Raw genomic sequence first — 12,494 nt, forward strand, 5'->3', positions numbered from 1 at the left:
TGCGCGCGAGGGGTTTTCCGCGGAATGCGAAGGTTATCACGCTAATTCGGTTATTTATCCATCGTTTGATGGCTAAATGCCAATATTTACACGACTTTACATTTTGCTTCGGTCTAGCGTCGCTATCAAAAATTTCAGGTAGCTAGCATCCTGATGTCAGTTCTTGTTAGTTTTCTTACATAACAATATTTTGATAATTAGGTGATTTCTGGTTTAAGATTAGCGCGCTTTCGCTATCCTGGCAGTCAACGTTGCACGGGTAGCGCCATGGCTTGGGCTCGACGCATGCCTGGGCCCTGTGGCTTGCCGGGTTGGATGACAGCCCAATTCAAGGACGACGGAGCATTCCAAGGGAATTCGTCGCGAACGATTCAGATCAACCGTCCGCAACTCGATTCAGGTAGGTATTCACAATGGCTCAAATGCCGTTTTCACCGTGCAGCGACCCAAGCGACTGCTCCGATCAATCGGTCAAGATGCTTGGCAGAATTTTCGGGCCAGTGATCGATAGCCTGGTTGCAGGTACTGACCCTAACGCTGTGGAAGCCGGCGCGAACATCCTTGCCACCATGTTCAGCTTCTTCAACAGCGGCATCCTGATCATCGGGTCGCTGATCGTCTCGTATGTGGCAGTGATGGGGGTAACAAACACGGCCAACGACGGGGAGGCAATGGGCAAGAGTTGGTCGTCCTTGTGGACGCCGGTGCGGATCGTGGCAGGCGGTGCCGTATTGCTGCCGACGACCAGCGGCTACTCGTTCATCCAGTTGATCGTCCTGATGTTCGCCCTCTGGGGTATCGGCTTTGCCAATGGCACCTACAAGGCCGGCATGGCGATTGGCGTGCTGTCGTCGGACGGGATCGTTCAGGGTGTCAACCAGGCGGGTAACTTCTACGGCTTGCGTGACTTTGCGCGGCAATACGTTGCTGTTTCCTACTGTGCCAGGGCAGCAAACGCCATCTACGCCAACAGTGGGTCTGGTAGCCAGCCCGCTGTCCAGTCCAAGAGCACGAGCCTGGGCAATGGACAGGTCGAGCAGGTCTATGACAAGCAGACGTTTGTCGATGGGCGTACCGAATACACGTTTTTCCTCAAGGATCGCAATGCGGTAACCAACCTGGCCGGTGGCGAGCCATTCTGCGGCACCGTGAAGCTGTCTACCTACGCGGCACAGACCAAGACCGACCCCATTCCCCAGGCGTTGGAGAAGGTGCATGAACAAACTCAGTTAGCGAAGGTGAAAGCGGCTGGCAAGTTGATGGGCGAGCTGGACAAGTGGGTCAACTCATGGCCAGCGACCATCAACGATCCCGGTTGGGACAAGGTCGATTCAAACCGCTTCAATACGATTGTCAGGACGCAGGAAGACCAGATTGCGACGAACCTCGTCAAAGAGGTCACTGACGGCCAGAGCGACGTCGATAGTGGCTTGAAGGGTTTTCTGGATACGCTCACGAAAGATGGCTGGGCTGCGGCTGGGGGCTGGTTCCAGCGAGTCGGCATGGTGCGAGGGCAGATCGCCAACGTGCTTGCCGAACCGGTGGGCTCGGTGGGTGCGCCATCCCTTGCGGGGCTGCCCTCGGATGCGCGCTTCTCGTTGCTGAGCAACAGCCTCACCACTGTGACCGAGGCAATCGACAAGAAGGCTGAAGAGAAAGACGCGTACAACGGTGCAAAGCCCGCCAAGGCCGATGATCTGGCGAGCCTCATCCCCAAAGATCCGCAAAGCGATATCAACGTAGGGTCATTGAGGGCGGACATGGACAGCAAGATGTCCTCGTTCGTCAACGGCATGATGCAGAACGTGGTCGAGATTGCCACGGGGGCGGGCAGTAACGGGCAGACGCCACTGTGTGGCACGGCGGGGCAGATGGGGGGCTCGCTCAACCGCATGAAGTGCGTGGGCGATTACCTGAGCGTTGCCCGTGGCGGCATACTGCTCGCCGATGTTGCCATCAAAAGTGCTGCGACGGCAGTACGGGTGCTGGCCGGTACCGTTTCATCGGTCAAGGCGCTGGGTAACGGGCTGGATCTCGACAAGATTGTCATCCCGCTGTGGGACTGGGTCATGGAGGTGCCGATCAAGCAGCTCGCGCTGCTGGCGACCTATATTGAACCTCTGGCCTTCTACTTTGGCGTATTCCTTCCCAGCTTGCCCTACACGCTGTTCATGATCGTGTTCGTCGGCTGGGTGCTCGCCGTGTTGCAATCCATCATTGCTGCCCCGCTCTGGGCCGTGATGCACATGACACCCGATCGGACGTTCGTGGGTTCGCAGACGCAGGGCTACCTGTTGCTGCTGTCGCTGTTCGCTCGCCCGGCACTGGCCGTTCTGGGGCTGTTTGCCGCGATATTGGTATCCGACCCTGTGATCGACTACATAGCGCAGGGCTTCTTCGCCATGCGGGGGGCGGTCGTTTCCTCGAGCGGGGGCGTTGGGGTCATTGCCGAGTTCCTGACCTTTGCCTGGTGGTTCATGGTGTTCGGCCTGACACTTCTGCCGGTGCTGTACATGATCTTCGGTCTGCCTCAGACCTTGCCTGACGAGGTGCTGAGGTGGATCGGCGGCGGCCTCGGCAGCATGGGTGAAACCAGCGCAACAGCGGAAATGCGCGGCGGCGTCGCCTCTGTGGGTTCGAGGCTGCACGGGAGTGGCTCGGGTATGCGCCTGGGTGGGGGACAGAAGCGACTGACATCCCAGGGCGGCGGTTCTCCTGATGCTGGCCCTGAGGGTGGTGGCCCAGAGGGTGGTGGGCCGAGGGGTGGTGGGCCGCGCGGTGGTCGCGGGGGCAAGACGCCACTGCTCAGCGCGAACGGTCAAGGCGCGGGCGGTGCAAGCCAAGGCAGCGATAACAAGGGTGAGACTGCGTCGACTGACAATCGTACGCTCGGCGAGAAGCGCAGCGAAGCGGCTGGCGTCGCCCTCGGGCGGGCGGTCGCCGGGGGGGCTGCTGCAACAGGCAGGGCCATGCGTGGCGCGGGCAGTGCTGCATTGTCTGCGGGGCGGTCTGGCGTGGAATCTTTGCGCAACTCGGGTTCTGCGTCCCTGGGTGGCCGGGTGCGTGACGCAGTATCGGCTGGCGCGCTGACTGCAGGTGCGGGTTTAGCCGCTACTGCAAGTGCCGCTGGGGCCGAGTACAAGCAAGCCTTTTCGACAGCGATGTCTGAAGGCAAAGCGGCCTACCATGAAGGTGCAGACGCCCGGATCGACGCGTACAAGGCTTCGCTGACCGGTGGGGCGCCACCTGCCGGCAGCGACAAGGCCCAGGAGCCGCCTGCCTCGCCTGATGCGGGTGCAGAACATTCAGCGAGCCAGAATCACGCGTTCAGCGACGCTGCGCTTCCAGCCGGAAGCGGCTCGGCAAGCGACAAAGACGGCGATGATGAAAGCCGCTGAACCACGGCGCTGTCCTGCCGCACATGGCTTGGCGCTGTCAGGTGCAACAATGGTCTGGCAATTTGCCAGTGTGGGCGGAATTTTACCCGCGCCAGGTTGTCTTGGACGGTGACGCGCAATCGTGTGCGTATCTTGATACCTGACTCGGATCGCTTGGCGGAGGCTTGGCATGGATGACAATCAACTGGAAGACCAGCTTCGACGGCTTCTGACCGGCCTGGCGGACCAGGCCATCGTGCGTGGTGAGCAGTTTATCTACGATGGTGGTGAACTGTATGCTGACGATGTGGCGGAAATCGGGCTGGTGGCGGTGCTGTGCATCGCCCAGGCGCTGTCCGAACGCGCGGGGTTGGGCGGGTTTGGTTATCAGTTTCAGCTGGCTGCGCCGGCCAATCCGGTCTTTCCGATACATGCCAGCGCTCCGCAGGTGCTGCCGGATTTCTTCAGGGTGGCGCCTTTTGTTTCTGCGGTTTTTCACAGTGAAGTGATGGATGCCAGGCAGGACCTGACCCTGCTCTACCATGCTGCTGTGCTGCGATTGCAGTAAGTATCCGTTACATGAAGCAAGGCTGGCCGAGTGGGGGACAGGGATTCGATCCTTTTTTTCCGTATTTGGCCAGGTAGTGGTCAATACCAACAGGCAGCGTGCGATTTTCCACATTTAGCGCAAGGATATTTTTATGCACGACAAAGACAGTTCAAATGAAGAGAATGGCCCAGCCGTCGAGTTGCCGCCTGGTGTGTTTCCGCCGATGGCGGGCTACACCATCGGAGATCTTCTGGCGGTAGCCAATGCCCCTTTCGAAGCATTGCTGGAAGATCACGATATCGACCCTGGGCTGATTCGTGAAACGGTTACTGCGCTGGCCCAGCACTTGTACGCGGCCTTCGAAAGAGAGGACGCCCAGTACCAGATTGCCACGTGGTATCAAAAACCCTATGACCAGCCTGGAAAGCGCCAGCGCAGTATCGAGACAATCGCCGAGCAATTCGGCGTCATCACGCTGAAGGCAACGGCTGAGTCATTGAAGGGATCACCGTTGCTCGGCCTGGGCAAGGCGTTTTATCTGAGCCTTGTCGAGGCCGCCGGGCAGGCCATAAAGAGGCATATTCTGCAATTGAATCAGGGCTGATGGCGGCAGTTTGTTCATAGGGATATGAAGTGAATAAAACAGTTTATTTTAGTGTCTACATGGATGGCACCGATAACAACAAGGACAGGGACACGCCTCTCGGTACCCATACCAATGTGGCCAGGCTTTATGAATACGACACCGCACACGGCACCAACCTTTCCCTGAACTCCGGCGCTGCGCCCCGCAAGTATGGCCCTGGCGGCCTTGCCGGCCAGTCGGAGAAAATTTACCTTGATGGGGTGGGGAGCCAGAAGGGTAATGGGCCCATCGCCTTGATCGAGCGAGGCACAGGGCGCGGCAGCCAGAACCGTATCGAGCAGGCTTACGATGCCTTCGTCACGTTCTGCAACAAGAACCCAGATCTGAATATTGAATTGAATGTAATCGGCTTCAGCCGCGGGGCGGCGCAGGCCCGTGCTTTTACCAACGAGGTGATTGACCGTGGCGTGCCCCGACTCGACAGCCAGTGGAAAGCCACGGACGATTACCTGATCCCGCCTGGTCAGGCTGAAATCAACAAGCTTGCCATTTTCGACACGGTTGCCTCTTACGGTATTCCCACTACTGAAAGTCACGTCAGTAAAAATCTGGAGATCAGTAACAACGTCAAGTCCACCACGCACCTGGTGGCCATGCATGAGTACCGTGCGACATTCCCCTTGACCAGCGCGCTGCGCAATGACGACAACTCGCGCATCGAAGAGGTCAAGTTTGCCGGGGCCCATTCGCAGGTTGGGGGTGGCTATCGTAATGACTTGCTGGCAGCTGGCCCGCTGGCATTCATGTATGACCGCTTGAAGTCGGCAGGCGTGGAACTGGTGAATTTTCCGCCCAAGGAGCTTGAACGTATCGAGCAATATAATGCGTTGATCAAAGACCCCGCGCGGCTGCAAGAGGCTTTGATCGACTCCCGGTTGCTCAAGGGTAATGAGGCGTTCAAGCGGGAAGCGGATGGGTCGTACACCCGCATCAATAACCGGCCGTTTCCTGCTGAAAGCGGCACATTGAATTTTATCGGGTGGGAAAGCACGTCCGGTTTTCTGGCATGGCAACAAAAACCATTCGACCATCCGGTGAGCGGTCGTAAAGTCATTTTCGAAAATGATCGCTCGCTCGCTGCCCCGCTCATCCAGCAAATAGGCAGGCATGTGGGGCAGACGCTGGCGGGGTGGAACAGCAAGATCAGCGACCCTTCGTCCGAGCCGGATAACCCTTCAGAAATCATGGCTAGCACCATGGGGCTGATTGGTGACGACTTCGATGCCGCTGCCGTCCAGTCGCGCAAGCAAGTGGCAGAGCTCACGTCATTGCTTGCGGGCTCAAAGCCTGAGGTCGAACATATCCAGCGTCTGGCCCTGAAGGAAGTGCCTCTACCTGTCGCGAGCGTATCGGCAAAGTATGCAGTGCTTCGGGTCGACCCCGAAGGTTCTTCTGCCTTTGCTGACCTGGGCTTTGGCTACGAGGCCGCACGCATTGTTGCAGAGGCCGGTGATTTGACCCGCAATCGAGGATCGCTGAGTATCGGTGAACCGATCGCGCTCCACGATACCAATGGCAATGTGGTGGGGCGCCTGGAGGCTGTGCATGAGGCGCCGGCATTCACGGGTGAGCGCGGTGTCCTGATCGCGATAGACATGCAGCACGTGGCGCCAGGTGCGCAGGCGGGGGTCATTCGCGAGGGGCTCACTCAGGTTGCGCAATGGATCGTAGACCGGCCGGAAGGCGGCTTGAAGGACGAATACGAAATTGCCGGGGCGGACGGCAGGGCACTGGTTCGTGCCATGATTGACTGCCCTGTTGTGCCCGAGCAGCAGCGAACCGTTGCCTGGGAGGCGCCAGAGCCCTGAGTGAGCCAATGCTGTTACACGTATGGGCGATGGCAAACACTGCAGTGACGCTTTTTGCAACCTGCTTGCTTAGAATGCACCTGTTGCCGGCGATGGTCGGCCAGTCAATCGGTAAGGGTTAGAAGATGAAAATCCACAAATACCAGCCAGGCAGCTTCATCGAGGTCGATGACATGGCGGGTGGTCGCCGTGTGGGCATGGTCTGCAAGGACGGCGTGACGTTTTGGGATTTGCTCGATTCCGAGCGCTGCACGCCGCTGACGATTCATCCTTCCATGAAGCCGCAAGCATTGGGTACCTTGGTCCAGTTCACTCAGGACAAGGGCTTGGCCAGCGCGGCCCAGGCGCTGGTTGCTCACCTGCAGTCATCGGGAGATACGCGACTGACGGAAGACCCGCTGTTTGTCATGCGCGCCCTGTGGTTTATCGCAAAAAAGGCGATCACCGAGGATTTTCCTGATGCGGCGACGCTGTCATGGGCTTGCGAGCAGGCTCGCGCTCAGGAGCAAACGGCTGCGCGCATTCATCAGCTGGCTGCGCAGTACTGCTCTGGTTGAGCTGATTTTTTATGGCAACTTTGCATGTTGAAAAATTGATTTTCGGCGTTTCAACAGGGCCGCATTTCCTGCTCTCGACTGTCAGCTGACCTGCCACCGGGCAAGCGTTCAGTCGGGGCTTGGTGCCTCGGGTGCAGGCAGGTTGGCCAATTGGCGCTCATGCAGCGCCGCGTAGCCATCGACTGTGGCGCGCAGTGTTCGCAGTGAATGCCTCGAAACGGCGCCTGGGCTATGTTGGGCGAGCGCTTCGTAGACACTTTGGGCGTCGAGCTGGTGAATGCCGAAGGCTTCATCCAGGGTGGCCTGCTCTACGGTTTGCCAGTCCACTTGTGTCACCAGTTCATCACGCAGGGCGGCTGCCGCGTGTGTGCCGAAGAGGTGTGCCACGCCGGCTTTTGCTTCCAGCCCTGGCAGGGCCTCAATGCGCGCGCGTATCTCTTCCTGGCGCGCCCGGCGCTCCACAGCCGCATCCGGCGATGCCAGTTCCACCAGCATTTCACCTACATCGGTGAAGCCTTCGCTGGCGAAGATTTGCGCAACCTTGCGTGAGCGCGCTTCTTCTCTGGGCAGGAAGATCGCCATGCCGTTGTTATACGGCTGCGGCAGGTCGCCCCAATAGTGAGTGGCCTTGAAGTCGCGCAGGGCATCGAGTGCATCATTGAAGAACGCATCCTTGTTCACGGCATAGATGGCGTATTCATCGTTCAACTGAGCGGCGGCCTCGGCATCGAGGCCGTTGCGGACCAGGCGACCCTGCAGCGTAACCGGTTGCTGCAACTGCGTGGCGATATGCCGGGCGGCGACGAAGTGGTGCGAGCCGCCGTTGTTGGCCAGGTACAGGCCAACATCCCAGTCGTAGCGCACCATGAAGTCGCTGCCGCCATGCACGATGCCGATCTCCGGCCAGCCCAGGTTCTGCGCAAGCCCCTCCTGGCTCATGTCGCGAGTGAAAGCCTGGCAGGCTTGCTCGGCCATCTGCTGCAGGGAGAAAAACCTGTACAGCTCGGATTTGGAGGCGGACAGGCCAGTTATCTCACCGATGTCACAGGCAAATTCATGCACGGTTTCGGTTTTGCCCAGCCGCGCCAGTGCGGCGATCTGCCGATGCTCGCTGTGGTAATGGCCGTCGCTGGCGCGCCAGCCCCTGACCTGACCGTTCTGTTCGCTGCCCTGGCCGAAACCGATACGCTGCGACCACTCATGCCAGCGCACCACGCTCGATGAGGCAATGACGGCGGCGGTGTCATCCACCCTCATGCGCAACTTGGGAGTGTCGGCGATGACCCGGCATAAACGGGCAGGGATGCCCAGGTCGTCCTTGACCGCTTCCAGAAACTTCGCAGCCAGTGTCCTGAAGCTCATGGCGTGTCTCCTTTCAGCGCATACAGGTTCGCAAGGCGTTACTGGGTGGCGCGCTGTACCGCATCCGCTGCCTTGCGAGCTGTGCTCTTGATGGTCTTCACCACTGTGCGCATGTCGTACGAGCAGCTGATGTACGTGCTGTTGCCATCTTCATACAGCCACAGGTCGTGGTTACCGACTTCTTTCTTGTACTGGCCGAATTCGTCTTTGGGAATGTCGGCGAGCTTGGCCACTGCCTGGATGCTCTCGCCGGTGAATACGCCGGAGTAGGTATCGAAGTCACCTTCACCATTGGAGCCTGGGTGCATTGCAAGCTTGGTCACGGCGCGGCCGTAAACGTCCAGTGGGTTAGGCACGGTGTACTCGCCGTCGGACAGGTCCGAGGCCTGCACGATGGCCTTGCCGTTGGCGGCCTTGACCAGCGCCTCGAATTGGTCAGGGGAAACCTTGCGCTTGCAGGTCAGGGCCTGAGTGATGCGGGCATTGGCTTCGGCCTGATCGATGTTTGCGGCGTATGCCGATGTGCAGGCGAGCGAAACCAGCAGCGGCAGGGCGAGGTGCAGGGCTTTCATGCGTCAGATCCTTCTGGATGACAAATTGCTATTAATTCGTGTTGTTAGAAAAACGTTTTTTATATGCCTGGAGTGTGCGCTACGCCCTGCGCTTGGTCAAGTGAGTGCCTGCCAGTGACGAAGATTCAAACCTTGACGGCAAAAGGCCCCAAATTCATACTCGCCATCAATTTCTACATTTTTCTAACAGGTCATTTTGATAGATGACAGGGTGTCGAACGTTGGCTGGCACGCAGCGGCAGTTCTTCTGAATCTGGCCGCCCGGCTGACCCTTACAAGGAGTTTCCAGGCATGTCCTACGCATTACCTCCACCTGCCGTGAAGCCAGGCTTCAGGGCCGTGGGCGATCGTCGCGCAGCCCTGTGGCTGCTGTCGGTGCCTCTGCTGGTGGCGCTGGTCGCTTTTACCATCGCGGTGGTTGCGACCCTGATGGGTGAAATGGCCCAAGGGTCGCCGCGCTTCTACGCCGCGGCATTGTCCTTTTCAGCCCTGTTGCTGAGCGTCATGTTGCTGCCTGCCTACCTGCTCAGCCTGGGTTGGTACGCATGGTGGACGCGCGGGGGCGACCATCGCCAGTTGCGCCTTGGCCTATGGCTCGCACCGCTGGTGGCGCTGCTGTTCGCCTGGTTCCCGGCCACGCTGGTTCCCGGGCTTCAGCCGCTGGGCCAGGATGCCATGGACCCGCTGCGTACCTACTTGCTGGCAGGCATCCTGGTAATGCTGCTGGGGTATGCCTGGTCGAGCATCGTTTTCGTGATCCTGCGATATTGGAGAGATGTATGAGCACCTTCGTTTCCACCCCTCGCAGGTTGCTGCCGCTGGTACTTGCCGCCCTCTCGGTGGCACTTGCCCCGAAGGCTTTCGCAGGGTTCGAGCTGGTGGAGAGCCCCGCCGCCCCGGTGCCCTATGTAGCACCCTCGGCGCAAGGGCAGAACACCGCGCAAATGCAACAGACCATCAATGCCCTGAACATCGAGATCCAGAGCTTGCGGGTGCGGTTGGCTGCGGCTGAAGCCGACGCCAATGGCAGTCGTCAGGAGCTTTTGGCAATCAGGGCGCGACAGGACCAGATCCAGACTTCGATCAACCACATGACGCTCAATTTTGCGTTCGGCCACTCACGCTTCAGCCCCAGCGCCGAGGATGGCGACGTGCTGGTGCGCTCGGCGCAGGACGCGCTGCAGGTGAAGATCGTGGGCTTTACCGACAGTGTGGGCACGGTGGAGGCAAATCGCCGGGTTGCCTTGCTCAGGGCGCAGGCGGCGAAGATGTACCTGGTTCGGCGTGGCGTACCAGCGGCGAAAATCAGCGCCGAGGGGCAGGAGGGCGACTACATCGCTGCGAATGACACCCCCGCTGGCCGTGCAGCCAACCGCCGGGTTGAATTCGAGTTCTTCGGTCAGTACCACGCGAGCACGGCCCTCGCTCGCTAGGTAGCAAGTGCCGCGCCGTCAGGTCAGGCCTGCAGGCGCATGTTGTCGAGGAACAAGCGTGCCTCGGCGGCAGCGGCGATGGTGGCGTCGGCAGGCGCCTCCCAGGCTACGCCGTTGTAACGCAGGCTGTAGCTTTCGCGGCAGGGGTGAAAGCCGATATGCGCCCAGTCGATATCTTCACTGCCCACCCACTCACCAAGAATCTCTGACCTGGCTACGCCGGCCGCCCGGCGCTTTTCGATCTGCCCGACCACATTGGCGAACAGGCAGAGGTTTTCCAGGTCGATGCTGACCGAGGCAGGGCCGATGTTCAGCACGCCACCGTCATTGCCCGGCGCGGGATGAAATGCACAGTGAAACTGATGGGTCATTGGTACATCCTTGAAGTTTGGGCTGCAAACATACAAAACACGAACGACTGAGGTTTTTGGACCTGTCAGCAGGTTTAAGTTCAGTCTAGTCGAGCCGTTGTGCGGGAGTGGGACCATGTATTCGTTGTGTGAACTCGAGGCTTTCGTGGCGCAGGCCATCAGTGGCGATGTTCTCGCCCAGGCGGGTGGCGGCTTCGTCAGTGTGATGGCCAAGAGTGCGCCGGCCATCCAGAAGGACATTCCGGCAGCTTTCGAGATGTACACGCTGCTGGAGCATTTCCTCAAGTCGCTGCCCATTCGCCAGGCAGCGCTCTGCTTTGACGCGGAAACGCTCGAACTTGAGCCGGGTATTGTCGTTGATCATGACGGGAACAAGGTCGTTGCCCTGTTGCCGATCCAGGCCGGCCAGCTTGGCGAAGTGGCCTTCTGGCTGGCGGACGCGCTGCCCAGCCGGGAGGTCAAGACCCTGCCTGGTATTCTTGCGTTGGTGTTCAGCGTGGAAACCCACGAAGATATAAAACACTTGCTGCCCGAATGGACGGCTGCTTTTTATGTCCAAGGCTTGGCAAGGCACTGTGTGCCGATCCTGGCGCTAAAGTCGGTGCTGGAGGACAAGCGTTTCGGTGGCGATTGGGTAGCGGTTGCGCTGCATCGGCTGGCCAGTTTTGCCTTGCCTCAGGCCGAAGCCCAGCAAGCAGCTGGGAGCGAGGTAAAGACTACGCGTTGAACCCGGCCGACAGTATCGGGTTTGGCATTGACCACAATCTAGCGGCGCATGCTCCGGGAAAGCGCCGATCCGGGGAGATGGCGAAATGGACGATAACTGGGCTGCACGCAAGGGCAACATGAGTCTGGATGGCGGTTACAACGGCTCTGTCCAGCAGGCCATTGCCAACCTCCATGTAGGCCGCGACCAAGGGCGGCAGGAAGGGCTGCAGGAGGGTTATCAGGCGGGCTACCAGGAAGGCTTGGGGCAGGGCCGCAAGGAGGGCTTCAGGAAAGGGCGCTCCCATGGCTATGCTGAAGGCTGGGATGCCGGTGTGGCGCAAGCCAACGAGAAGCTGGAGCCCTTGCGTGGGTATGTGCGCCAGTATTTTGAAGAAACCGTTCAGCTCAGGGCCGAAGCAGAGCGCCTGCGCGAACTGATTCAGCTGATGCACGGACAGATGGCGAAGATGGCGCAGTCGTCAGCAACGCCGCAGGATGACGCGCCCGACCCGACGGTGTGAGTGTTGGCCTGGTAAACATCCAGCCACCAGGGGCGGCAGCAGCTTAGACCTGACGTACCAGCAATTGCCTCAGGTCGCCGGCGCGGCCAAGCGCGCCAAGGCTAAACCGACGGCGAGCGAGTCCGAAGTTGCAGAGCTCAGCACCCTTGGGCTAGGGGGCTGGCTGTTGCGCTTGTGGGGCTGTCGAAGGCGGTTGGAGCGACTCGTGGCCCGGGTTGTCCGGGCCGCCAGCAGCCGGGCCCTCGACGGGCATGCAAACCAAGGCCGTGCGCACCTGGGCGGGGTATTGCTGCATCTCGTAGCCATAGGCGGGCGGCTGCCGCATTTCCGGTGCCTGGCATGTGCCTTCGACCACTCCTTGGCGAGGGGTGGAGAAATCGCAGCGCTCACCTTCGTAGCGGTTCGAGCACGAACGATAAGCTGCAACCGGCGTGACCTGCTTGGGCACCGGCACGTAGATGGTGGTATTGCGCGGTAGCTCCTGCCATTGCTCCTCGGCCACGGGGGCTTCCTGAGCCTGGGCAGCACTCGCCAGAGCCGACATACCGAAGGCCAGCATGAGTGAAATGGTCGCTTTCACAGGTGCCTC

General features: G+C 59.8%; 13 protein-coding genes. 9 read left to right on the top strand and 4 right to left on the bottom strand.

Going from position 1 to position 12,494, the window contains the following annotated elements; genetic code table 11:
- Positions 1 to 413: 413 nt before the first annotated feature.
- The 5 genes from V7787_RS21225 to V7787_RS21245 all read left to right on the top strand — a co-directional run bounded on the left by V7787_RS21225 (position 414) and on the right by V7787_RS21245 (position 6,938).
- Entirely contained in the window at positions 414 to 3,398 is a 2,985-nt protein-coding gene (locus V7787_RS21225) for a DotA/TraY family protein (RefSeq protein WP_104887023.1), read from the top strand.
- Positions 3,399 to 3,567: 169 nt separating this feature from the next.
- Complete coding sequence (locus V7787_RS21230) at positions 3,568 to 3,945, top strand: hypothetical protein (RefSeq protein ID WP_064490855.1); 378 nt, start codon at positions 3,568 to 3,570, stop codon at positions 3,943 to 3,945.
- A 133-nt stretch (positions 3,946 to 4,078) separates the two neighbouring features.
- A complete protein-coding gene (locus V7787_RS21235) occupies positions 4,079 to 4,531 on the top strand; it encodes a hypothetical protein (RefSeq protein ID WP_064490856.1) in 453 nt (150 codons plus the stop codon).
- Positions 4,532 to 4,560: 29 nt separating this feature from the next.
- On the top strand, positions 4,561 to 6,381 hold the full coding sequence (locus V7787_RS21240) for a phospholipase effector Tle1 domain-containing protein (RefSeq protein WP_231114217.1): 1,821 nt from the start codon (positions 4,561 to 4,563) through the stop codon (positions 6,379 to 6,381).
- Positions 6,382 to 6,506: 125 nt separating this feature from the next.
- Positions 6,507 to 6,938 carry a hypothetical protein gene (locus V7787_RS21245; protein WP_064490858.1) on the top strand — a complete coding sequence of 144 codons (432 nt, stop codon included), beginning with the start codon at positions 6,507 to 6,509 and terminating at the stop codon, positions 6,936 to 6,938.
- Between the two features lie 108 nt (positions 6,939 to 7,046).
- Here the strand turns inward: V7787_RS21245 and V7787_RS21250 are convergent, their stop codons facing one another.
- Both V7787_RS21250 and V7787_RS21255 read right to left on the bottom strand, forming a co-directional pair.
- Positions 7,047 to 8,300 (bottom strand): DUF6685 family protein, encoded by a 1,254-nt coding sequence (locus tag V7787_RS21250; protein WP_064490859.1) that lies wholly within the window; start codon positions 8,298 to 8,300, stop codon positions 7,047 to 7,049.
- A gap of 38 nt (positions 8,301 to 8,338) precedes the next feature.
- Positions 8,339 to 8,872 (bottom strand): hypothetical protein, encoded by a 534-nt coding sequence (locus tag V7787_RS21255; protein ID WP_064490860.1) that lies wholly within the window; start codon positions 8,870 to 8,872, stop codon positions 8,339 to 8,341.
- A gap of 291 nt (positions 8,873 to 9,163) precedes the next feature.
- Here V7787_RS21255 and V7787_RS21260 point away from each other — a divergent pair, with 291 nt between their 5' ends.
- Together V7787_RS21260 and V7787_RS21265 are read left to right on the top strand one after the other, a co-directional pair.
- The gene (locus V7787_RS21260; protein ID WP_014592447.1) at positions 9,164 to 9,655 is read left to right on the top strand and encodes a hypothetical protein; all 492 of its coding nucleotides are present in this window, start codon (positions 9,164 to 9,166) and stop codon (positions 9,653 to 9,655) included.
- The gene (locus tag V7787_RS21265; RefSeq protein ID WP_014592446.1) at positions 9,652 to 10,305 is read left to right on the top strand and encodes an OmpA family protein; all 654 of its coding nucleotides are present in this window, start codon (positions 9,652 to 9,654) and stop codon (positions 10,303 to 10,305) included. The genes V7787_RS21260 and V7787_RS21265 overlap by 4 nt, the downstream gene beginning before the upstream one ends.
- Positions 10,306 to 10,328: 23 nt before the next feature.
- On the opposite strand, the gene V7787_RS21270 is transcribed toward V7787_RS21265, so the two are convergent.
- A complete protein-coding gene (locus V7787_RS21270) occupies positions 10,329 to 10,676 on the bottom strand; it encodes a hypothetical protein (protein ID WP_014592445.1) in 348 nt (115 codons plus the stop codon).
- Between the two features lie 115 nt (positions 10,677 to 10,791).
- Between V7787_RS21270 and V7787_RS21275 the strand changes: the two genes are divergently transcribed.
- Both V7787_RS21275 and V7787_RS21280 read left to right on the top strand, forming a co-directional pair.
- A complete protein-coding gene (locus tag V7787_RS21275) occupies positions 10,792 to 11,403 on the top strand; it encodes a hypothetical protein (RefSeq protein ID WP_336089521.1) in 612 nt (203 codons plus the stop codon).
- An 85-nt stretch (positions 11,404 to 11,488) separates the two neighbouring features.
- The gene (locus tag V7787_RS21280; RefSeq protein WP_064490862.1) at positions 11,489 to 11,905 is read left to right on the top strand and encodes a hypothetical protein; all 417 of its coding nucleotides are present in this window, start codon (positions 11,489 to 11,491) and stop codon (positions 11,903 to 11,905) included.
- Between the two features lie 151 nt (positions 11,906 to 12,056).
- Here the strand turns inward: V7787_RS21280 and V7787_RS21285 are convergent, their stop codons facing one another.
- The gene (locus tag V7787_RS21285; protein WP_064490863.1) at positions 12,057 to 12,485 is read right to left on the bottom strand and encodes a hypothetical protein; all 429 of its coding nucleotides are present in this window, start codon (positions 12,483 to 12,485) and stop codon (positions 12,057 to 12,059) included.
- Positions 12,486 to 12,494: the final 9 nt, after the last annotated feature.

The sequence above is a fragment of the Pseudomonas sp. CGJS7 genome (assembly GCF_036961695.1).